Below are 23,730 nucleotides of genomic sequence, written 5' to 3'. Positions count from 1 at the left end.
ACAACAATTCATCAGGGAGTTTTTATTTCTATGCAGTGGTTTCATTTCAAACAAAAGCCGGTGGTGGTTGCCTTGCAGCTGTTGCTGGCATGTACTTCTTTGACTTTACTAAATGCATCACAAACAGCCTATGCCGACACTGGCAGCCAGGCTGACAGTGCACAGGCCTATGATATTGCGGCCGGCTCGCTCACGCAGGTGCTGAACAAATTTGCGCAGACTGCCGGTGTGGTGCTCTCGTTTGATCCGGCGCTCACGGCTGGCAAGGTGAGCGAAGGGCTCAAAGGCAAATACACACTCAAGCAAGGCTTTGACTCATTACTACAACCTGCCAGCCTGCAAGCCACGCTGGCAGCAGATGGTGGTTACACGCTCAAGAAATTGCCAGTAGGCAATCTGTCCTCGCAAACCGATGTGTTGCCTGAGGTGCTGGTGAAAGACAAGCAGGAGAAGACCGCGACGACCGAAGGCAGTCAGTCTTATACCTCTAACGTCGTGACCATAGGCAAAGGTGAGCAACGCCTGCGCGATATCCCGCAATCGATCTCTGTGATCACCCGGCAACGGATCGAAGACCAGAACCTGACCACGGTTGCCGAGGCCATGCAACAGACCACCGGCATCACTGTGGTGAACTATGGCAGTAACACGGCCGGTATTTCCATGCGCGGTTACGGCCTGGATACCATACAGATTGATGGCATTCCGGTACAAGACAGCCAGGGCGCCTGGGGTACCAGCTCGCAGGACTTGACCACATATGATCGCATTGAAGTGTTGCGTGGTGCGGCGGCCTTGCTGCAAGGTACCGGTGAGCCTGGTGGTACAGTCAACCTGGTGAGAAAACGTGCGCTGGCGGACACTGCGGTGAAAACGCGCATGCAAGCGGGTTGTTGGGATAATTACCGTGGCGAGCTGGATGTCACCGGCGCGCTGGATAGCGAAGGTAAAGTACGTGGCCGCGTGGTGGCGATGTACCAGGATAAACATTCATTTGTGGATTCTGACTACATGCGCAAGCCACTGCTGTACGGCACGCTGGAGGTTGACCTGACTGCCAGAACAACCCTGTCAGTTGGCGCAACCATTACCAGTATGGATTCGCGCCCCACCTTCGGTTTGCCTACCTATGCCGATGGTCGGACAGCCGACATCAATCGGGCGACCTTTATTGGCTCAGGCTGGGATAACAAGCACGAAAACAACAACCAGTATTTTGTCGAGCTGGAACATCATCTTGATAGGGCGGTGAGTTTAAACTGCGGGCCAGTGCCATTGAACGTCGATTTGGCCTGGAGACCAGTGCTTTTGGCGATTCGTACATTGATGGCTCGGGCAACTTTGACCGTATCCTGCTCGGTAGCAAAGGTAAAACCAGCGATTACGGCCTGGATGCTTACCTGAGCCAGCCATTTAATGCCTTTGATAAACAGCATCATGTGCTGGTGGGGTTTAATACGCGGGTATTCAACTCGAGTACCGCTTATGCTCAGGTATTTGGCGCGACACAAAATATCTTTACACCAACACACAACATCGCCAAGCCAGACTTTGTTTATGACCCGGCAGATGAGTATCAAACCCGGCAAACCGGCTTGTACGGCCAGACCCGCTTGCAACTGCTGGAAAATACCCGCTTGATCTTAGGCGGGCGTCTCAGCAACTGGAAAACAACCGTCAAAGGCAACCCGGATGGCAGCGATGAATTCACTAACCAGTTCACGCCGTATGTCGGTTTGGTACAAAACCTGAATCAAACCTATGCAGTGTATGCCAGCTACAGCGATATCTTCCAGCCCCAGCAATATAGCCTGGGTGCAGATAACAAAATGCTGAAACCGCGTACCGGCAAACAGTATGAGGTGGGTGTCAAGGGCGAGCTCGATGGGGGCAAACTGAATATGCATGCCGCCTTGTTCCGTATTGATGACGAGAACCGTGCCATGACAGACCCGAATAACCCGCTGTATTCAATTTCGGTAGGAGAAGTCCGCAGCCAGGGCGCCGAAGCTGAAATCAGCGGCCGCCTGACTGAGCAGTGGGAATTGTTCGCCGGTTACGCTTATCTCGATACCAAATACCTGAAGGCAGAAGATGGCTTGCAGGGGCTGGTGTTCGCTACCGCTACGCCAAAGCATAGTTTTAAACTATGGAACAAATACCGTCTGTCTGACCTGTGGGCGATTGGCGGCGGGCTGGATATGAGCAGCGGCGTCTATGCCTATGATGGCACCAATAAATGGGAGCAGGGCAGCTATACGCTGGCATCGGCACAAGTCAGCTACCGTATCGACCCGAAATGGGACCTGAGCCTTACTGGTAATAATCTGTTCGATAAGAAATATTACTCGCGCCTGGATGGCTGGTCGCGCCAGACTTATTTCGGTGAACCACGTAGCGTCATGCTGACCTTGCGCGGCAGTTTTTAACGCACTGTTTTCATTGCCAATATGAAATCTCCCGGCGGTTTGATTTATGCCGGGAGATGGCAGGTGTTCGATCCACAAGCATCCGGCAGGTTGCCTGATCTGCTTTCTAATATCAAATCTATTCCTGACGATGGCTGGCCTGTGTTTAGCGTCGCCATGACACATGCGCGTTTTTAAAGATTGATCAATATCATTTTGTCATCCATGTGATAAAATGAGAATCATTATCATTAATGGTTTAAACGGTTTAGTCGGTATGTCAGCAAGCGAGATTGTCCTGCAGCAATCAATAGAAACGCTCTATTTAAATCATCAGTCCTGGTTAAAAAGCTGGTTGCGGCGGCAGTTAAGTTGTACTGAAAGTGCAGCAGACCTGGCGCAGGATACTTTTTTGCGCGTATTGGCTGCGCGTAATGCCAGTCATATCGTGGAGCCTCGCGCCTATCTCACCACCGTTGCCCGCCGGGTAATGATGGATTATTTTCGTCGCGCTGCACTGGAACGCGCTTATCTCGAAGCGCTGGCAGCCATGCCGGAATCGGTACATATCTCTCCTGAACAGCGCACTATCCTGATTGAAACCCTGTGCGAGATCGATGCCATGCTGGATGCCCTGGGCACCAAAGCGCGCCAGATTTTCCTGCTATCGCAGCTGGATGGACTGACCTATGCGGAAATCGCCGCGCAGATGCAGCTATCTGTCAGTTCAGTCAAAAAATACATGGCAAAAGCCATTGAACATTGCCTGTTATTTTCCCTGGTATGACACCCCCGGTCCCCCATCCTGATATTGCCCGCCGGGTACTGCGTGAAGCGGCTGGCTGGTATAGCCAGCTTTGTGCAGGCGAGGTGCCGCCAGAGCAAAGTGCCGCCTGGCAGCGCTGGCTGGCACAAGGCTGGGAGCAGCAATGGGCCTGGTCCCGTATAGAACATTTACAACAGCAGATGCAGCTGGCCCCTGCGCCTGTGACACGCCAGGTATTGCAGGCCGGTAATGAGGCCATGCATGCGCGCAGGCGCACCCTGCTGAAAAGCCTGGGCGCATTTGGCCTGGTCACTCCGCTGGCCTGGGTAGGCTGGCAAACGCAGCCATGGCAACCCATGCTGGCCGATTACAGTACCGCAACAGGTGAACGACGCGAATGGCTACTGGAGGATGGCACCCTGCTGGTGCTTAACACCGATAGCGTGGTCAATGTTTCTTTTGATGCACAGGCTCGCATGCTGCATCTAGTCAGAGGTGAAATTTATATTGAAACCGGACATGCTGATCCGCAAGGGCGACCATTGATCGTACGCACGGCACAGGCGGATCTGCAGCCCATGGGCACCCAGTTTCTGGTGCGGCAACAAACAGCGTCTACCTGGTTAGGTGTCAGGCAGCATGCTGTCGAAGTGACTCAGGCTACCGGGCATCCAGTGTTCCGTGTAGTTGCCGGCCAACAGGTGACACTACATGCACAAGGGGATGTGACGCGACAAGCATTGAACGGGCAGGAAGCCAGTTGGCTGCGGGGTATGCTGATCATTACCGATTGGCGCCTGGCTGATCTGGTCACTGAACTAAGCCGTTACCGCCCTGGCGTTTTACGTTGTGATCCACAACTGGCTGAGCAGCGGATTTCAGGCGTTTTTCCGCTGGACCGCCCGGAGGTGGCCCTAGCAGCCATTCAGACCGCATTGCCGCAAGTCCGTGTCGAGTATTTCACCCGTTACTGGGTCAATTTGCGCCCAGCTGTATAAGTTTTTTTACGAAAACCGTAAAAAAATCATTTTTGCATTGTCCCTTTTTATTTCTCGTCCGACCTATGTGATGAAAACATTCATTCAACAGGGAGACGAAATGCGTATCAAAAAATCAACCCGCAGCCCGCGTGCTTATATACAGCAACGTGTATTGCATGCACTGCTGGCGACCAGCGTGGGCATGGTTATGCTGCCGTTATCGGCCACATGGTCATTTGCCGTAGCTGCTGAAAACGAAGCGACGCGTAGTTATGATATCCCGGCTGGGCCACTGGATAGTGCATTGGGCCACTTTGCCAGTGAGGCTGGTGTGGTGTTGTCATTTGAAGCCGAGCAGGCAAAAAACCTCACGACCAAAGGCTTAAAAGGCCATTACACGACAAAACAAGGTTTTGACGTATTGCTGCAAGGCAGTGGCTTGCAGGCTATTGATGTGCAGCCCGGGCGCTTTACGCTCAAAGCTGCCCCTGCCGGTCAAGGGCAGAAGTCTTCAGTGGATACCTTGCCTGAAGTAAAAGTGGCTGACCGTGTCGAACGCGATGGCATTACAGAAGGTAGCAGGTCCTACCAGGCAAAATACACAAGCACGGCAACCAAACTGGCATTGTCGCCACGAGAAACACCGCAGACCGTTGCGGTAGTCACCCGTAAGCAAATGGATGATTTCGGCATGACATCCGTGGATGATGCGCTGAAGACAGCCAGCGGCGTGTTTGTTTATGAACGGGGCGCGAACGGCAATGACTATTACAGCCGCGGCTTTGTCATGCAATCACAGTATGACGGCATGCTTAACCCAACCGGGATCAGTGACTCTAACCGTAACCCGCTGATCGATAATGCATTTCTGGATAGGGTGGAAGTGTTGCAAGGCGCCACCGGTTTACTGAATGGCGCGGGCTCTCCCGGGGGTACTATCAACCTGGTCCGCAAACGTCCCACGCATGAATTCCAGGCGCGTGCCGAAGTGCAGCTAGGTTCATGGGATCAGCGCCGGCTGGTGGGCGATGTGTCAGGGGCATTCACTGAGTCCGGCAATCTGCGTGGACGGCTGGTCGCGGTCGTGGATGACGGTAATTCTTTTATTGATCATGCCTTTAATAACAAGCAAGGCATCTACGGCGTGCTGGAAGCCGATATCACACCCACAACGTTGCTGACTGCCAGTGTGCAATACCAGAAAGACCTGGGACGCAACCACCTGGGGGTGCCTTATGCAGCAAATGGCAGGGATGCTGGTCTTAATCGCTCATCCTTCTTTGGTAACCCTGATAGCCATAACGATAAAGGCTACACACTTTATACGGTGGGCATCGAGCAAAAGCTGTTTGATGACTGGCGCTTGAAAGCCACCTATATGCGGGGCATGACCGATGTTTCCCAATCAAAAGACAGCTGGCTGAGTGGCCGGCTCGACCCGGCGACAGGTGTCGGACTGAGTCTTTTCCAAAACACCAGGCTGACACGCGATTTGCAATCTGATGCGCTGGATGTGTACGCTTCCGGACCTGCGACATTGTTCGGGCGCACCCACGAACTTACCGTGGGCATGAATGGCTCCAAGTTGCGTTCTGAAACCAAGGGCACAGATTATATGCTGGCCGCCACCATTCCCAATGCTTATACGTTTGACCCAGCCAGCATAGTGACACCTGCGCCTGGTGGCACCTACGGTAGTGATGATGTGACGCGTCAGCACGGCATGTTTGCTGTTGGACGGTTTAATCTGAGCGACTCACTTAAAATGATTTTGGGCTCGCGTGTCAGCTGGTATAGCTATACCGATCTGGCAGGCACTGCGAAACAGACCGAAAGTGGTGTGGTCACACCGTATGCGGGGCTGGTCTATGATCTTGATGAGCAATATTCGCTCTATACCAGTTATACCGATATTTTCAAGCCGCAGGATTTTAGGAATGCGAGTGGTGGCCGGGTAGACCCTGTCGTCGGGAGAAATTACGAAGCGGGCATCAAGGGCGAGTTGCTGAACAAGCGGTTGAATGTGTCTGCTGCCCTGTTCAGGCTGGAGCAAACCAATCTTGCCAGGGTGGATACATCCGTCCCTTTTGACCCGAGCAATATTTGCCAGGGCAGCTGTTACAAGGCGGCAGACAAGATCGTGAGCGAAGGCCTTGACCTCAGCCTGAATGGTGAAGTCGCCGAGGGCTGGAATATGTCTGCCGGGTATACCTATGTCTATAGTGAGTTTGCCAACGGCGAGCAAAAAGGCAACCGCTACATGACGACGCTGCCCAAGCACAGCCTGAGCCTGGTCAGTTACTATCGCATCCCGAGCACAGACTGGAGTCTGGGAGGTAATATCCGCACCTATAGCCAGATTTACAACCATGATGCCACCGACTATGACATCAAGCGTAGCGGGCTGACAGTGGTCGGTTTATCTGCCAAATACCAGATCAACAAGAAAACAGAGTTGAACCTGATCGTCAACAACCTGTTTGACCGCCGCTACTATGCCACGGTCGATAGCCTCAATTACACCACTTTTGCAGAGCCGCGCAAGATGATGGCTAACGTCAGGTACCAGTTCTAACCCGGCATCTGCACAAGCATATTTACTCGCTTTTTCAGGCGGGCATTCACGGGCGATGGTGATAGATGCCATCGCCCTGTTTTTTTGCGTTGGATGGCAAGCAGGGTCATGGCCAGGGTCAACATGCACTGAAGCATCATTTTTTTGCGCTGAGAGGTGCCCCTTTTCCATTCTCGCGTGTCATTACCAATAAGAGCGTCAATTTTTTGATAATAATAAGATCGCAAGGAGATATTTCAGATGAACACCGCAATATTCAAAACCAGTGTGCTGGCTATGTGCCTGATGGCTAGCCTGGTCACCAAGGCTGATTATGTCTGGCTGGAACCAGGGCAGGAAGGTACGCATGCTTTTGTTGGCATGCATGAAGCGAATATCCAGACTGATGTTGCCGCACTCAGTAGCAGCCGCGCGTTTGTGGCGGATGGAAAAGCGCTGCCATTGCAAAAAGAAAAAAATCATTTTTTGATCGCACCGGCAGAAGGCGATGTCAGGTTCACTGCACAGGTGGTCAGCCAGGGGGATGTATTGAATTTTTACCAGGCCAAACTGGGACGCAGCGAGACCAAGGCAGTCAATGATCTTGAGCTGGTGCCCACGGAGCCGCATGGCAACGTATTTAAACTGGTCTGGAAAGGCAATGCCGTGGCTGCCTCGCAAGTCAATGTGAGTACCAGTGAAGGCTGGATACGCTCGCTTAAACCGGCCGAAGACGGGGCGGTGACTTTAAAGCCACTATTCCCCGGCTTGTATGTACTGGAGGTGACTGCACGCGTGAACGGCAGTGCCACTTATCAGGGTAAGAAATATGAAGATGTGCGCCATACAGCCACATTGAGTTTTGAGGTTTTGCCATAAATGACATTCCGTCGCTACAAGTGGCCAGCATTGCTGGTGTTGATCATCCTGCTGGTCTTTACCTGGCGCTGGTGGCAGGCCAGGGCCGAGTCGCCGTTCGAAACAGAAGTGGTCCAGCGCGGGGATATCGAGCATAACGTGACCGCCATCGGCACGTTGCAACCGCGCAGCTATGTCGATGTCGGCGCGCAGGTATCGGGCCAGATACTGGCCTTGCATGTGCAGCCTGGGGATGCGGTAGAAAAAGGCAAACTGCTGGCAGAGATAGACCCGCGCGTGCCGCAGGCGACAGTGGATGCCGGGCGGGCGGCGCTGGCCGGGCTGCAAGCGCAACTGGAAGAGCAAGAGGCGCAATATGCGTTTGCCCTGCAACAAGAGGCCAGGCAGCAACGCATGCATGTAGATGGCTCGACGCGTGCCGAGGACGTGCAGCAGGCGGAAGCGACCATGAAGACGGCTGCCGCGCGTATCAAAAACCTCAAGGCGCAGATTGTGCAAACACAATCAACCCTGCAAGGGAACGAGGCGCTGCTAGGGTTTACGCGGATTTATGCGCCCATGTCAGGAACGGTAGTATCGATAGAGGCGAAAACCGGCCAGACGCTGAATGCGACTTACCAGACGCCTACCTTGTTGCGTATTGCTGATCTGTCGTCCATGACAGTGTGGACAGATGTCTCCGAGGCTGATGTGCGTTATGTGAAGCCTGGCATGGCGGTCTACTTTAAAACCCTGGGCGGCGATGTACGCCGCTGGAACGGTACGGTGCGGCAGGTGTTGCCAGCGCCGCCCAAGCCCGAGACTAGCAGCAGTTCCACCAGTCAGGCGACAGCCAGCAACAAAGTCGTTTTGTATACTGTACTGTTTGATGTGGATAACGCGGATGGCGAGCTGATGCCACAGATGACCGCGCAGGTTTCATTTGTGGTGGCGCAGGCTAAACAAGTGATCCTTGCGCCTACCAATGCCATGACTGCAGTAGAGGGTAAGCCGGGGCAATTCAAAGTACGGGTGCTGAACAAAGCAGGCAAAGTAGACTGGCATGAAGTGCAGACTGGCGTGCGGACACGTTTGCGTGCCGAGGTCGTTTCCGGCCTGGCAGAAGACGAACAGTTGATCATTGCGGACAAGCAACCACAAGCCAGCCCCTGGAAGTTCAAGTTTTGAATATCGCCCAGCCACTGATCTCCTTGCGTGATATCCGCAAGCATTACGGCGGTGTAGACCAGCCGCGCGTAGAGATATTGCACGGTATTTCCCTGGATATCCACGCCGGTGAATTTGTCGCCATCGTCGGTGCGTCTGGTTCCGGTAAATCCACGCTGATGAATATCCTCGGTTGCCTGGATAAACCCAGCAGCGGGCATTACCGTTTTTCCGGGCGCGATGTTGCGCAGATGGACTCGGATGAGCTGGCCTGGCTGCGACGCGAGGCTTTTGGCTTTGTGTTCCAGGGGTATCACCTGATCACCACTGAGACTGCGCAGGAAAATGTGGAAATGCCTGCCCTGTATGCCGGCATGACCGAATCTGCACGTGCCGAGCGTGCCAAGGCCTTGCTGACCCGGCTAGGGCTGGAAGAACGCTTGCAATACCGGCCGCAGCAATTATCTGGCGGCCAGCAGCAACGTGTCTCCATCGCCCGTGCCCTGATGAATGGCGGGCATATTATTCTGGCCGATGAGCCTACAGGCGCGCTGGATTCCCGCAGTGGTGAAGAGGTCATGGGCCTGCTGAATGAGCTGGCAGATGCAGGGCATACTATTATCCTGATCACGCATGACCGCGATGTGGCTGCACGCGCCCGGCGTGTGATTGAGATCCGTGATGGGCATGTCATCAGTGATACAGGTTTTGCCAGCACAACGGCAGAAGATACGACTGAAACCAAGAAAATTCCTGCACTGACCTTTGCCGCCGGGGATAGCGGCATTCAGTGGCGCGGCGACATATTGGAAGCCTGTCGCGCGGCCTGGCGCGTGATGTGGGTCAATCGCTTCCGTACCGGGCTGACGCTGCTAGGCATTATTATCGGTGTCGCTTCGGTGATCGTCATGCTGGCCGTAGGCATGGGCACCAAAGAGCGTGTAGTCGCTGAGTTGGGCGCGTTTGGCACCAACCACATCTATGTCTATCCCAAACGCGAAAGCTCACGGATTCCGGGGCGCGGCATCAGTGCGACCGATATTGAGGCATTGGGTGATATGCCGCAGATCAGTTATGTGCTACCGAATTTTTCCGGCAGTAAAGTGGTGCGGTTTGGCAATGAAGATGCACAAACGCGCATTAAAGGATCACGTGCTGCCATGTCGCGCATGTTGTCATGGCCGGTGATCAAAGGCTCTTTTTTCACGGAAGAAGATGATGCACGCATGGCCACGGTCGCGGTGATGGGGCAGCGTCTGGTACAGAACCTGATGCCGGATATCGAAAACCCGATCGGTGAAACCATACTGATAGGCAATGTGCCGTTTCAGGTGATAGGCGTGCTGGCTTCCAAAGGCGCGGTGACTGGTGATCAAAGCGATGACGATCTGGTCATTATCCCCTATTCAACGGCGAGCCTGCGCGTGTTTGGTGAACGTGAGCCTAGCTATGTTACGCTGGAAGTCAAAGATATGGCGGTGATAGATGCAGTGGCAGAGCGTGTGGAAAGCTTGCTTTTCAGCCGTCATGGCGTGCGTGATTTTCAAATCGAGAACGCGGCTGCCTGGATCGCGGCACAAGCCAAAACACAGGACAGTATGGGCTTTATGCTCGCCCTGATCGCAGTTGTGTCACTGGTAGTCGGTGGCATAGGGGTGATGAATGTCATGCTGATGACGGTGCGTGAGCGCACGCGTGAGATCGGCATCCGCATGGCGACTGGCGCACGCCAGCGTGACATCCTGCAACAATTTTTGACCGAGGCGGTGCTGGTGACCACGGTGGGCGGTGTCACAGGCGTCGTCATCGGTTTATCCATAGGCATCACATTGGTGTTGTTCGGCATGCCAGTGATTTTTTCACTGACTGCCATATTGGGTGCTTTTTTCTGTTCAGTCGTGACCGGCCTGGTATTCGGTTTTATGCCGGCCCGCAAGGCTGCTAGCCTGGACCCTGTGGTGGCGCTTGCCAATGAGTGATATGAAACTGACTGTATTGATTCCCCTGGCGGTGCTGCTCGCGGCATGTAGCCAGTTAAAGCCTTTGCAACTGAATGCGGATGATGGCCTGGCCGTGGTGCCTGTACAGTGGCGGCACCAGGCGGATGCCGCTGATGCAAAGATAGAACGGGACTGGTGGCAGGCATTTGGAAATACAGCGCTGGATGCTCTGGTACAACGCGCGCAAACGGCCAATTACGATATTGCCGCAGCAGTCGCGCGCGTGTCACAAGCGCAGAAGCTGGCCGTAGTGGCAGGCGCGCCATTGTTGCCTGAAGTGGCAGCTACCGCCAGTGCCGGGCGTCAGCGCAGGCTGGGAGGCAGTAGCGATGCGTCTGCTTTAAGCAACTACTCTGCTGCCCTGGTGGCGAGTTACGAGATCGATTTCTGGGGCAAGAACCGTTCGGCCTACCAGGGTGCGCTGGCCAGGGTCGATGCGACCGTGTTTGACCGTGACAGCATCCGTTTATCTATCAGCGCCAGTGTGGCCAATACCTGGATGGAGCTGACCGGCCTGCGTGAGCGGGTATTGATCGCGCAACAAAATCTTGAAAATGCCGAAAAAGTGCTTGGTTTGGTGCAATCGCGCTATCGTGCGGGTGCGGTCAATCAGCTGGCGCTGGCACAGCAGCAAGGGCTGGTGGCTTCTCAACGCCGTACCCTAGCATTGCTCAAACAACAGCAAGGAAATACCGAAGCGATCCTTGCCGCTTTGCTCTCCCAGCCACTGGCTGAGGTGCAGTTTGGCAATAGCTTGCTGGCAGAAGTGAAGGTGCCGCCGGCCAATGCCAGTTTGCCCGCCGGTCTGCTGGTGCGCAGGCCGGATATCGCCAGTGCCGAGGCAGCATTGCTGGCTGCACAGGCAGATATCCAGGTGGCACGTGCGGTCATGCTGCCCAGCATTACCCTGAGTGGTGGTGTGTTGAGCCGCGGTGATCATTTAAGCAATGTGCTGGATAACCCGCTTTACAGCCTGGCTGCCGGGTTGGCCGCACCTATTTTTAATGCGGGAAGGCTGGCTGCCCAGCGGGACGTGGCCATGGCGCGCAGGGAAGAGCTGCTGGCCAATTATCGGCAGACGATTATCGCTGCGTTTGCCGATGTAGAGGCGGCGCTGAACCGTATCCGTGGCCTGGAGCAACAGGCGGTGGCCCAGGCCGAAGCACTGGAAAATGCTGAACGCGCATTCAGCTTCGCCCAGTCCCGCTACCAGGCCGGGGCTGAAACCATGCTGACCTTGCTGGATACCCAGCGTACGTTATTCACAGCGCAGGATGTCAATGTACAGATCCGGCAACAGCGCTTACAGGCTTCGATTGACCTCTATCGTGCCCTCGGCGGTGGCTGGGCACGTCCAGATTCCTGAAGTGTAAGTGCGATGGCTGTCCGTGATAGACGATTATGATGGGGGCTGAACAAAAATTATCGTGGTAAACGCGATGACACATCATCAATGCCAGACGCTTCTTATGATAAAATGAGAATCATTATCATTTGTAGCTTTCTGGAATCTGCCCCCACATGCCGGCAAACGAGCGTGCACTGCAACAAACCCTGCATCATCTATACAGCGAACATCATGGCTGGTTACTTTCCTGGTTAAGAAGAAAACTAGGCTGCCCGCATGCCGCCGCTGACCTCATGCAAGATACTTTCACCCGTATCCTGGTGTCCAGGGACGCTTTGCTCACCATGCGTGAGCCACGTGCCTATCTCACGACCACAGCCAAACATCTGCTGTTGAACCAGGCCAGGCGCCGCGTGATTGAAGAAAGCTATCTTGCTGGTGTCATCGCGATGGGCGAAACCTATGCGCCTTCTGCGGAGCAAGTGGCGGCGGCTGTCGAGGCGCTGGAACATATCAGCCTTATGCTGCAAGGCCTGGCGCACAAGCCGCGTGAAGCTTTCCTCATGCGCTATCTGGATGGAATGTCGCACGCAGAGATTGCCGAGAGCTTGCAGGTATCCACCAGGATGGTGCAGAAGTACCTGATCAGTGTGTTGGTGCATTGCCACACGGTACTTGGTGAGTCAGGGAGTACCTTATGACGGCGCCGATTGCAGAGCAGGCCGCTGAGTGGTTGTTGCGGCTGGAAGAAAATGCGCAGGACCCGGCCGTTGAAACAGCTTTCCAGCAATGGCTGGCGCTTGACCCTGTCCATGGCATCACTATCAGCCATATGCAGGAAATGATTGCCAGGCTGGAAGGATTGCGTCCGCAATCCGGCTTAGCTCACCAGGCGATACAGGCTGGTATCCAGCAGGAAAAACGCCGCAAGCAGCTCAAACGGGGTGCCGGCGTGGTAGCACTCTTGCTGGTATTGGCACTGCCAGCCAGGCTGATACTTGCACAGTATCCACTCGCTTACTGGTTGGCTGATATGCATACTGCGACTGCCGAATGGCAGTCATCAACGCTGTCTGATCACAGCCAGCTGACACTCAACGGGCATACTGCCGTTGATGTGGATTTTTCAGCCCATCGCCGCACAATAACCCTCATCCAGGGTGAGATACTGGTAGACGTGGCGAAAGACGCCAGCCGTCCATTTACCGTAAAAACCGAACATGGCAGCATCACTGCCCTGGGCACCCGCTTTGTGGTGAGTCGTCATGCACAGTCAACCGAAGTCCTGATGCTTGAATCCAGGGTCAAGGTCAAGGCAGCAGCACAAGGTGCCGCGCAACCCGTGGTCACACAAGGTGAAGGGCTCAGCTTTACTGCGCATAAGGTCGGCACTTTGCATGCGATCGATCCTGGCAGTATTGATGATGCCTGGAAACTGCATCAGCTGGTGGTGCAAAACCAGCCATTACCCGATGTGCTGGCAACGCTGGCACGCCACCATAAAGGTTATCTGCGCTATGACGCCACGGCGTTGTCTCAATATCAGGTCAGTGCCGTTTTGCCGCTGGATGAACCCGAGCGGGCATTGGCATTATTGGCTGAGAGTTTCCCGATCGAGCTGCAACGGTTCACGCCGTGGATGGTGTCCGTCAATCTAAAACCATAAAAATGCATTAAATGTTTACTTTCCGGTTCCGGTTTTTGCTTGCCGGTTGTCTTGGTGATAGTAACTGTTCACTAAGGGAGTAAAAATAATATGCAATCGTTGAACCAAAAACGCCAGGGATGCCTGCCCGGCTTCAAGCTGGCCCCTGTCGTACTTGCCTTGCAGCTGGTCTGCCTGCCCATTCTGGCAACCAGCCCCATGACTGCTTATGCAGAGCCTGCTGCCGCTGGCAAAAGCTACGATATTCCTGCCGGTCCCCTGGCCACAACACTCACCCGGTTCGCGCAGCAATCCGGGGTGTCCATCTCACTGGATGCCAGCGATATCCAGCATCTGCGCAGTGCCGGTCTTAAAGGGAGTTATGGCATCGATGAAGGCTTTGCCAAACTGCTGGCGGATACTGGCTACAGCGCCGACAAAACAGCGGCTGGTTATGCCTTACGCAAGGCGCCTGCTCCCCGTGAGGATGCCAGCCAGTCTACTTTGCCTGAGGTCAAGGTGACAGCTGATAAGATCCGCGAAGTCGCAGCTGCCAGTGAAGGCACCAAATCTTATGCGGCCCGCGCAGTGACGATAGGCAAGGGCGTGCAGTCATTGAAAGAGCTACCGCAATCTGTCAGCGTGATGACGCGGCAGCGTATGGATGACCAGAACCTGACCACGCTGGATAACGTACTCAGCCAGGTCACCGGCGTGACCAAAGAGTTCCGCAACTATGGCCACACGGTCTATTATTCGCGCGGCTTTGCGCTGGATAATTTCATGATCGATGGCGTGCCGGTCGGCTATTACGGTGGCATTGGCATTGCGCCGGATACTGCGATCTTTGACCGCATCGAAGTCTTGCGTGGCGCACCTGGTTTGTTGATCGGCAATGGTGATCCGGGTGGCACGGTGAACATGGTGCGCAAGCGGCCTCTGGCTGAACACAAGTTACAGGTGACCGGGCGTGCAGGCAGCTGGGATTATTACCGTCTTGATGCAGATGTCACCGGCCCATTGAATGCGGCTGGTACCTTGCGTGGCCGCCTGATTGCGGGCTATGAAGACAGGCATTACTTCTATGACGAAGCGCAAAGCAAATTGCCATTGCTGTATGGCATGCTGGAGGCTGACCTGGGTGAAAACACGGTAGCTTCCGCTGGCATGCGCTATCAACACTATTCGCAGCAAGGCGGCCGTTGGGCACAAGGCTTGCCTTATGCCAATAATGGCACCGATTTAAGGTTGCCTCGTTCCACCTCTTATGGCCCTGAATGGTCCTATTTCAAAAGCACGGTCAGGGAAGTGTTTGGCGATATCACCCACCACATCAATGACGACTGGTCGGTCAAGCTCAGCGGTACTTACCAGCTGAGCGAAAGGGAAGATGCACCAATCTTTACCACAGCAGGTGGCAGCCCTATCGATCCTGTGACTTTGCAAACCTTCGCCTTACGCGGTATCGATTTTGAAGAGAGCAATTACAGGCGCAGAGGCGCCGATGCCCAATTGCATGGCAAATTTGACGCCTGGGGCCAGGAGCACCAGATGTTTGTGGGCGCCAACTGGCAGCGTGAAGAAACGCTTGCCTATAAAGATAGCCGGGTGACATATGCAACCCCTGTAGCCGTGAACCCAAGTTCGCCAGATCTATCGGCATTACCACGCATTTTCGGGACGACTTACGGTGCGCCGATGAGCAGTGTGACCACCAGCCAGGGCTTTTATGGCAACCTCAAGCTGCAAGTGGCAGATCCTCTGAAAGTCATTTTGGGTGGCAGGGTGAGCTGGTATGAAGATAGTAATTTTGGCGGTACCGGATTCAAGGAAAATCGTGAGGTGACGCCTTATGTGGCTGCCATCCTGCGTCTGAATGACAATTGGTCGCTATACGGCAGTTATACCGACGTGTTCCGTCCACAAAGTAATTCATTTACCGCCAGCGGCAGTGCGCTCAAGCCAGCCACGGGTACCAACTATGAGATGGGGATCAAAGGTGAGTTTGACGATGGCAAATTGAATACTTCATTTGCGCTATTCCGCATCGACCTCGATGATATTGCGCAGACCGATCCGCAAAATCCGCTCAGTTGCCCGGGCACGCCATCTACGGGTGGTTGTTCTATCAATGGCGGCAAACTCAAGAGTGAAGGTTTTGACGCTGAAGTGAACGGTGAGATCCTGCCAAGACTGCAAGCTTTTGCTGGCTACACTTACAACTCGGCCAAGTATGTGCGCGATCGTGACAGTAATGGCAATCCGACCACCAGTGAAGGGGGTGCCTACCAAAGTGCTTTCATCCCCAGGCAGTTATTCCGCAGCTGGTTAACCTACAAGTTGCCGGGGGATTGGGATAAAGTCACCGTCGGCGGAGGCATCAACGTGCAAAGCGAAATATTTACCGAAGAGTTTGGTGTGCGCTATACACAGGGCGGTTATTCGGTGTGGAACGCCCATGCCAATTACCGTATCGATAATCACTGGACGGCCGCACTCAATATTAACAACCTGTTCGACAAACACTATTACACCGTCGCAGGCAATCGCTGGTATGGCGAACCACAAAGCTTCATGCTGACATTGCGAGGAAACTTCTAATCACTGATGAGGCATTATTAATGTGATTTCTAAAAACAAGGTGGCTAACTCCCACCTTGTTTTTTATGTGTTCTTATTGACAATGATTCTTATTTGCATAATGATGCCTTCTGTTTGCTGGTTCCCGGATGTCAGTCATAGGGCCTGCATTTTTTCATATGACTCCTTCATCCCGTAAATATTCATGGCAGACCAACAAGCGCCCTCGCATTTAAATCCCGCACAGTTAACGTTGGCTGATCTGTATCAGGCGCATCACGGCTGGCTGGTGACTATGCTGAGACGCAAACTCAGTTGCAGCTACCAGGCGGATGACCTGGCACAGGATACTTTCACCCGCATACTCTCTTCACGCAGTGAAGTGGCCGAGATCAAGGAGCCACGGGCTTTCCTGACCACTATCGCCAAGCGCCTGCTGGCCAATTATTATCAGCGACTATCCCTGGAGCAGGCCTATACGCAGGCACTGGCGGTGTTGCCTGAGCCAGAAACCATCTCGCCTGAACAACGGCTGCTTATTCTGCAAACCCTGCATGAAATAGACGAAATACTGGATGGCCTGTCTGAAAACGCCAGACGTGCTTTCCTGCTGTCACAACTGGATGGGTTGACCTATGACCAGATCGCGCAGCAACTGAATATTTCAACACGTACCGTGAAACGTTATATGGCGCAGGCATTCGAACAGTGCCTGCTGGCCATGCTGTAAGCGCAATCATATGAGTGCCAACGCCTCCCAGAAAATGACCATACGCCAGGCAGCCAAATGGCTGGCGTTGTGGCATTCAGGCAACATGACAGCCGCAGAGAAAAACAGGCTTGCCGATTGGCGCGCCGCCAGCCCTGAACATGAACAAGCCTGGCAGCATGCCGGGCTGTTGACACAAAAACTCAGCCAGGTGCCGACAGATATCGCCATGCCGGTGCTGGGGCGGCCAATAAGCCGCAGGGATTTCATCAAGCCATTGGCGGCATGCATGGTGGCAATCCCCAGCGGCATACTGGCGTATCGCTATAGCCCGTGGCAGGAATGGATGGCAGATTACCGCACCGCCACCGGCGAGCGCCGCCAGATCGTGCTGGAGGATGGCAGCCAGCTGTTATTGAATACCGCCAGTGCCGTCAATGTGGAATTCACGCGTGAATTGAGGCTGATCCGCCTGCTGGCAGGGGAGATCCTCATTCAAACCGCGCCAGATAACGCACCTGCACACAGGCCGCTCATCGTGCAAACCGCTGAAGGCAATTTGCGTGCCTTGGGCACGCGGTTTACCGTGCGCCAACAGCCGGAATTGACCCGGCTTGCCGTGCTGGAAGGCGCAGTGCAAGCCACGCCAGCCGCGGCAAAGCAACAGGATGGTGTGATCCAGGCCGGCATGCAGACCAGCCTGACTGCACATGCACTGCATGCACCACGGCCACTGGATGAAACCCTTACTTCGTGGACGCAGGGCATGCTATATGTCGTGAAAATGCCGCTAGGCGAGTTTGTCGATGAACTGGCGAGGTATCGCCCGGGCATCATCCGCTGCGATGCGGAAATCGCGCAGCTGCAAGTGTCTGGTGTCTTTCAGCTCAATAACACGGACAGTATTCTGGCAGCGCTGGAAGATACCTTACCTGTGGTCGTGCAGCAGCGTACCCGTTACTGGGTCACCTTGACCGGTCGGTCATAGTTCTTTATCCCATAATATTTTCAGCTTTTTTGCTAGCGATGTACCCGGCGTGTCCCCTTTTTAAATTTCGCCTGACATTGGAAATGTAACCATTAAAAACCAATGAACAGGAATGTATATGCAACAAGGTAATCAAGGGCCGCGACTGCAGCGCAAAGCGATACGCGTCGCATTGCAATTGGCCTGGGTGGTCATGACTGGTACTGCCAGCATGCAAGCCTATGCAGCCGATGCGACGGCTATCGAAAACAGGCAAACCTACAATATCGCAGCGGGTTCGCTGGATAAAGCACTGGCGGCCTTCGCCGGTGCCAGCGGCATCAATCTCTCTTTAAACCCGGCGCTGACGGCTGGCCTGCAAAGCAAGGGTTTGCAAGGCGCTTATGGCGTGAGCGACGGTTTCCAGCAATTACTCAATGGCAGCGGTATTGAAGCGACCGCAGACCGAAGTGGTAACTGGAAACTGCGCAAGGCAGCCCCTTCACGCGATGAGAGTAGCCATGCTGTGTTGCCTGAAGTCAAAGTCACTGACAGCAAGCTACGCGAGTCTGAAGCCATCAGCGAAGGCACCCGGTCATACGCTGCCCGGGCAGTCAGCATAGGCAAAAGTGAGCAGACACTGCGTGAAACTCCGCAGTCAGTCAGTGTGATTACCCGTCAACGTATGGATGACCAGAACCTGACCACGCTGGACAGCGTGTTGACGCAGACGACAGGTGTGACCAAACAATTGCGTGGCTATGGCCATTCTTCCTATTATTCACGCGGGTTTGAGATCGGCAACTTCATGGTCGATGGCGTGCCCATGGGTGAGTATGGCGGCATAGGCACACCGCCGGATACCATCATGCTGGACCGTATCGAGGTGATGCGAGGTGCGCCTGGCCTGTTGATCGGCAATGGCGACCCGGGTGGTACCGTGAACATGGTGCGCAAACGGCCTCTGGCCGAGCAGCAGTTGCAGCTGACCGGACGGGCAGGGAGCTGGGATTATTACCGTCTGGACGCCGATATCACAGGCCCGCTCAATGCAGCTGGCACACTGCGTGGCCGCCTGATCGCCGGTTACGAAGACAGACAGTATTTCTATGATGAAGCGCAAAGCAAACTGCCGTTACTCTATGGCATGCTGGAAGCCGACCTCGGCGAAAATACGGTCGCAGCCATCGGTATGCGTTACCAGGATTTCCACCAGTACGGTGGTCGCTGGCGCGGTGGCTTGCCGATGTCTACCGATGGCAGCAATTTGAACCTGCCACGTTCTACCTCGTTAGGCCCAAGCTGGACCGGTTATGAAAGCCAGACGCAAGAAGTGTTTGCGGATATCACGCATCACTTTAATGATGCGTGGAAGTTCAAGCTAAGTGCGCTTTACCAGCGTAATGACAGGGAAGACCAGATCATCCGCCCTACGGATGACAGGATTAATCCACAAACCCTGGCCGGTCAGCGTTATTTGCGTGCGGAATTCTCCAGGGTGTTGTATGAAACCACGGCACTGGACGCCCAGGTGGTCGGCAAGTTTGACGCTTTCGGGCAAACGCATGAAGTATTTGCCGGTGCCAACTGGCAGCAAAATGAGATGCCATCGAGCAGGACTGCGCGTACCGCTTATACACCGCAATATCCAATTGACTACAATAACCTGAACCTGTCACAAGTGCCACGCGTCTATCCAGGCGTTTATGCTGCTGCGCTGGATTCCAGGGAAACCAGGCAGGGCCTGTATGGCAATGTCAGGTTACAACTGGCTGATCCGCTCAAGCTGATCCTGGGTGGCCGGGTCAGCTGGTATGACTATGAAAGCTCATTCAATGGCGCTTATAAGCAATCCAACGAGGTCACGCCTTATGCTGCGCTGATTTACAGCTTGAATGACAACTGGTCACTCTATGGTAGCTACACGGAGATCTTTAAACCGCAAAGTAATACCTTCACCGCAGGTGGTGGCGCGTTGCAACCTGCGACAGGCAAAAACTACGAGGCAGGCATCAAAGGCGAGTTTTATCAAGGCAAACTGAATACGGCATTGACGCTATTTAAAATTGAGCAGTCCAACGGCGCCATTATCGACCCTTTGAATTCGGTCACTTGTGCGGGTTCACCTTCCGGCGGCGCTTGCTACATCAATGCCGGCAAGCAGGAAAGCCAGGGCATAGATGCTGAGATCAGCGGTGAAGTACTGCCAGGCTGGCAAGTATCTGCTGGCTATACCTTTAATGATGCTAAATATGTCATGGCCGGTGATACCAACCTGAATGGCGTGCGCCTGAACGGCGATCATAACCCGCGCAACCTGTTCCGCGCCTGGAACACCTACAAGTTGCACGGTGACTGGGATAGATTCTCTATCGGTGGCGGCGTAGTCATGCAAAGCAGAACCGGGTTCACCACGACTGTCGATAATGTGAAGCGTGAGCAAAGTGGCTATGCCATCTGGAGCGCGCAGGCCAGCTACAAGATTGATAACCGCTGGACAGCAGCACTGAATATCAACAACCTGTTCGACAAGCACTACTACCTGGATGCATTACAAACGTTTTACGGCGATCCGCAAAACTTTATGCTGACGATACGCGGTACTTTATAAGATGACACTTTATTAAACTCACATAGGGTGTTTTTAATATAAGGTTTTAGTCGTCGCAGATGGACAATGAATCAGGCTTTACCCGGTTCATTGTTGACGGTTTAAAGGCCGGCCTTCATGGCCGGCCTTTGCTTTTGATAAGGCGGATAAAAATGTTTCAGCTTTGTAACATTCAATGCGCAATTCAACTAAAAATGCAATGCATTTTCACAAAAAATATATTAAAAAAATTCTTTGAATATATTCTTTAATAGAAACAATACCTTGTATAGCAAAGTGAGACTTTACAACTATATCTTGTGTTTTGTCTGATTGAAAAGCCATAGATATTGATTTATAGTCGCATCCATACGGTTTGCAGAAGAAACACTTCTTCGGCATTTAAAAGGGAATCTGGTGCGTGAACCCGCGCAGGTGTCATCAAGCCAGGGCTGCCCCCGCAACTGTGATCAGCGAGTTGTTTGCGAACACTTTAAGCCACTGAAGAAATTCGGGAAGGCGACCGCAAATAATCATGACCTGAGAGCCAGGAGACCGACCGTCAGTTTTTTACTTGTTAACGTTTGAGGCGGGGTGTCCTCGGCAGTAGCAGAGCTATCATCATGGTGCCGGGTTTTGCCCGGCCTGCATATGTGTTGCTTTTGCGTCGTTGCTGTAGTCCTTCCGCTTCCTGAATTTGGGAGCCATCAATGTCACAATACGAATCCATGCAAGCCACCAAGCGTGATGGCCGCAAGGAACCTATCAATCTCGATAAGATTCATCGTGTGATTGACTGGGCAGCACAGGGTCTGAACAATGTGTCAGTATCGCAGGTTGAGTTGCGCTCCCATATCCAGTTTTACGATGGCATCCGTACTGACGACATTCATGAAACCATCATCAAGTCCGCTGCTGACCTGATCTCGGAAGAAACCCCGGATTACCAGTACCTGTCAGCCCGTTTGTCTATCTTCCACCTGCGCAAGATCGCCTATGGCCAGTTTGAGCCACCGCACCTGTTTGACCATGTCACTAACCTGACTGAGCTTGGCAAATACGACCAGCACTTGCTGCGCGATTACAGCCGTGAAGAATTCGATGTGCTGAATGGCTATATCGACCACTGGCGCGATATGAACTTCTCCTACGCGGCGGTCAAGCAGCTGGAGGGCAAGTACCTGGTGCAGAACCGCGTCACCAAGAAGATCTACGAGAGTCCGCAGTTTCTGTACATTCTGGTGGCCATGTGCCTGTTCGCCAACTACAAAGGCCAAACGCGTCTGGACCTGATCAAGCGTTTTTATGACGCCGTATCTACCTTCAAGATCTCGCTGCCTACGCCTATCATGTCCGGCGTGCGTACGCCGACGCGCCAGTTCAGCTCTTGCGTGCTGATCGAGTGTGGCGATAGCCTGGATAGCATCAATGCCACCACCAGCGCCATTGTGAAATATGTCTCGCAACGTGCCGGTATAGGCGTGAACGCTGGCCGTATCCGCGCCCTGGGTAGTGAAATCCGTGGCGGTGAAGCGCAACACACCGGCTGCCTGCCGTTCTACAAGCTGTTCCAGTCTGCGGTGAAATCCTGCTCGCAGGGCGGTGTGCGTGGCGGTGCCGCGACCTTGTTCTACCCGTTGTGGCATCTGGAAGTCGAATCGCTGCTGGTACTGAAAAACAACCGCGGCGTGGAAGAAAACCGCGTGCGCCACCTGGATTACGGCGTGCAGATCAACCGCCTGATGTATCAGCGCCTGATCAAGAGCCAGAACATCACCTTGTTCTCGCCACATGATGTGCCTGGTTTATATGACGCTTTCTTTGCCGACCAGGATGAGTTCGAGCGCCTGTATACCCAGTACGAAGCCGATACAAGCATACGCAAACGCACGCTGCCAGCCGTAGAGCTGTTCTCGCTGATGATGCAAGAACGTGCCGGTACAGGCCGTATCTACATCCAGAACGTAGACCATTGCAACACGCATAGCCCGTTTGACCCGGCTGTGGCACCTGTGCGCCAATCCAACCTGTGTATGGAAATCGCACTGCCAACCAATGCCCTGAACGACATCAACGATACCGAAGGCGAAATCGCCTTATGTACCTTGTCTGCATTCAACCTGGGCGCGCTGGAATCACTGGACGAGCTGGAAGGCCTGGCCGACCTGGTGGTGCGTGCACTGGATGCCTTGCTTGAATACCAGGATTACCCGGTCAAAGCCGCACTGAGTGCTACCAACAAGCGCCGTTCACTGGGCGTGGGCGTCATCAACTACGCTTATTACCTGGCGAAAAACGGCACCAACTACACTAGCGATGAAGCGCTGGGCCTGACGCACCGCACTTTCGAGGCGATCCAGTTCTACCTGCTCAAGGCTTCGGTACAACTGTCACGTGAGTTTGGCCCATGCGGCGCGTTCCAGGAAACCACTTACTCTAAAGGTATCCTGCCTATCGATACCTACAAAAAAGATCTGGACGCAGTCTGCAGCGAGCCATTGCTGCTGGATTGGGAAAGCCTGCGCACCGAGATCCAAAAAGACGGTTTGCGTAACTCCACCCTGACTGCCTTGATGCCATCAGAGACTTCCAGCCAGATCGCCAACGCCACCAATGGTATCGAGCCACCGCGTGGCCTGGTGTCCGTCAAGCAATCCAAAGACGGCATCCTGCGCCAGGTAGTGCCAGAGATTGACCGCCTGCGTGACCAGTACCAGTTGCTGTGGAAAATGCCAAACAATGAGGGTTACCTCAAGCTGGTGGGCATTATGCAGAAGTTTGTCGACCAATCGATTTCTGCCAACACCAACTACGACCCGACCCGTTTTGAAGGCGGCCGTGTGCCGATGAAGCAACTGTTGAAAGACTTGCTACAAGTCTACAAATTGGGCATCAAAACGCTGTATTACCATAATACCCGCGACGGAGCCACCGAAGGGGGCACCGAGGCAGAGGATGATGGTTGCGCCAGCGGAGCTTGCAAAATTTAAAGAAACGCTGATTAAGCGGCTACGCGGGTAAATTGCGGCGTTGCGCGGTGCTCGAAATCCTCATGTACTACTTGTACATTTCGGTTTCTCTGCTCCGGGCGCCTTGCACTTTATTCCGCTCGCTCGCTTACTCAGCATTTCTTGTAGTGGGTAATGAATACATTTTAA

The 23,730-nt window shown here is 53.9% G+C and carries 17 protein-coding genes and 1 riboswitch; all 17 genes read left to right on the top strand.

Annotated elements, in window-relative coordinates; all coding sequences use genetic code 11:
- Positions 1-30: 30 nt before the first annotated feature.
- Positions 31-1,404, top strand: coding sequence for a TonB-dependent siderophore receptor (locus ACSSVF_RS14305; RefSeq protein ID WP_492404365.1), 1,374 nt, complete (start codon positions 31-33; stop codon positions 1,402-1,404).
- On the top strand, positions 1,293-2,429 hold the full coding sequence (locus ACSSVF_RS14300; protein ID WP_492406362.1) for a TonB-dependent siderophore receptor: 1,137 nt from the start codon (positions 1,293-1,295) through the stop codon (positions 2,427-2,429). The genes ACSSVF_RS14305 and ACSSVF_RS14300 overlap by 112 nt, the downstream gene beginning before the upstream one ends.
- Before the next feature lie 21 nt (positions 2,430-2,450).
- Positions 2,451-2,606, top strand: coding sequence for a hypothetical protein (locus ACSSVF_RS14295; RefSeq protein WP_492404364.1), 156 nt, complete (start codon positions 2,451-2,453; stop codon positions 2,604-2,606).
- Between the two features lie 37 nt (positions 2,607-2,643).
- On the top strand, positions 2,644-3,195 hold the full coding sequence (locus ACSSVF_RS14290) for a sigma-70 family RNA polymerase sigma factor (protein WP_492404363.1): 552 nt from the start codon (positions 2,644-2,646) through the stop codon (positions 3,193-3,195).
- A complete protein-coding gene (locus ACSSVF_RS14285) occupies positions 3,192-4,172 on the top strand; it encodes a FecR domain-containing protein (protein ID WP_492404361.1) in 981 nt (326 codons plus the stop codon). The genes ACSSVF_RS14290 and ACSSVF_RS14285 overlap by 4 nt, the downstream gene beginning before the upstream one ends.
- Positions 4,173-4,272: 100 nt before the next feature.
- Positions 4,273-6,729: a TonB-dependent siderophore receptor gene (locus tag ACSSVF_RS14280; protein ID WP_492404360.1), complete on the top strand. Its 2,457-nt coding sequence runs from the start codon at positions 4,273-4,275 to the stop codon at positions 6,727-6,729.
- A 240-nt stretch (positions 6,730-6,969) separates the two neighbouring features.
- Complete coding sequence (locus tag ACSSVF_RS14275) at positions 6,970-7,587, top strand: hypothetical protein (protein WP_492404358.1); 618 nt, start codon at positions 6,970-6,972, stop codon at positions 7,585-7,587.
- Positions 7,588-8,754 carry an efflux RND transporter periplasmic adaptor subunit gene (locus tag ACSSVF_RS14270; RefSeq protein WP_492404357.1) on the top strand — a complete coding sequence of 389 codons (1,167 nt, stop codon included), beginning with the start codon at positions 7,588-7,590 and terminating at the stop codon, positions 8,752-8,754.
- The gene (locus ACSSVF_RS14265) at positions 8,751-10,712 is read left to right on the top strand and encodes a MacB family efflux pump subunit (RefSeq protein ID WP_492404355.1); all 1,962 of its coding nucleotides are present in this window, start codon (positions 8,751-8,753) and stop codon (positions 10,710-10,712) included. Before ACSSVF_RS14270 ends, ACSSVF_RS14265 begins: the two co-directional genes overlap by 4 nt.
- Positions 10,705-12,099, top strand: coding sequence for an efflux transporter outer membrane subunit (locus tag ACSSVF_RS14260; RefSeq protein ID WP_492404354.1), 1,395 nt, complete (start codon positions 10,705-10,707; stop codon positions 12,097-12,099). The genes ACSSVF_RS14265 and ACSSVF_RS14260 overlap by 8 nt, the downstream gene beginning before the upstream one ends.
- Positions 12,100-12,254: 155 nt before the next feature.
- Positions 12,255-12,782: a sigma-70 family RNA polymerase sigma factor gene (locus tag ACSSVF_RS14255; RefSeq protein WP_492404352.1), complete on the top strand. Its 528-nt coding sequence runs from the start codon at positions 12,255-12,257 to the stop codon at positions 12,780-12,782.
- A complete protein-coding gene (locus ACSSVF_RS14250) occupies positions 12,779-13,747 on the top strand; it encodes a FecR family protein (RefSeq protein WP_492404350.1) in 969 nt (322 codons plus the stop codon). Before ACSSVF_RS14255 ends, ACSSVF_RS14250 begins: the two co-directional genes overlap by 4 nt.
- Positions 13,748-13,837: 90 nt before the next feature.
- Positions 13,838-16,327 (top strand): TonB-dependent siderophore receptor, encoded by a 2,490-nt coding sequence (locus ACSSVF_RS14245; RefSeq protein WP_492404348.1) that lies wholly within the window; start codon positions 13,838-13,840, stop codon positions 16,325-16,327.
- A gap of 184 nt (positions 16,328-16,511) precedes the next feature.
- Positions 16,512-17,036, top strand: a complete 525-nt coding sequence (locus ACSSVF_RS14240; RefSeq protein WP_492404347.1) for a sigma-70 family RNA polymerase sigma factor — start codon at positions 16,512-16,514, stop codon at positions 17,034-17,036.
- Between the two features lie 10 nt (positions 17,037-17,046).
- Entirely contained in the window at positions 17,047-18,003 is a 957-nt protein-coding gene (locus ACSSVF_RS14235; RefSeq protein ID WP_492404346.1) for a FecR domain-containing protein, read from the top strand.
- Positions 18,004-18,121: 118 nt separating this feature from the next.
- Entirely contained in the window at positions 18,122-20,593 is a 2,472-nt protein-coding gene (locus ACSSVF_RS14230) for a TonB-dependent siderophore receptor (RefSeq protein WP_492404345.1), read from the top strand.
- A 334-nt stretch (positions 20,594-20,927) separates the two neighbouring features.
- Positions 20,928-21,150: riboswitch (cobalamin riboswitch) on the top strand.
- Positions 21,151-21,282: 132 nt separating this feature from the next.
- Positions 21,283-23,562 (top strand): class 1a ribonucleoside-diphosphate reductase subunit alpha, encoded by a 2,280-nt coding sequence (gene nrdA / locus ACSSVF_RS14225; RefSeq protein WP_492404344.1) that lies wholly within the window; start codon positions 21,283-21,285, stop codon positions 23,560-23,562.
- Positions 23,563-23,730 lie beyond the last annotated feature (168 nt).

Source organism: Methylophilus sp. E2MeOHC9 (assembly GCF_058744375.1).
This window is presented reverse-complemented; position numbering and strand designations above follow the sequence as displayed.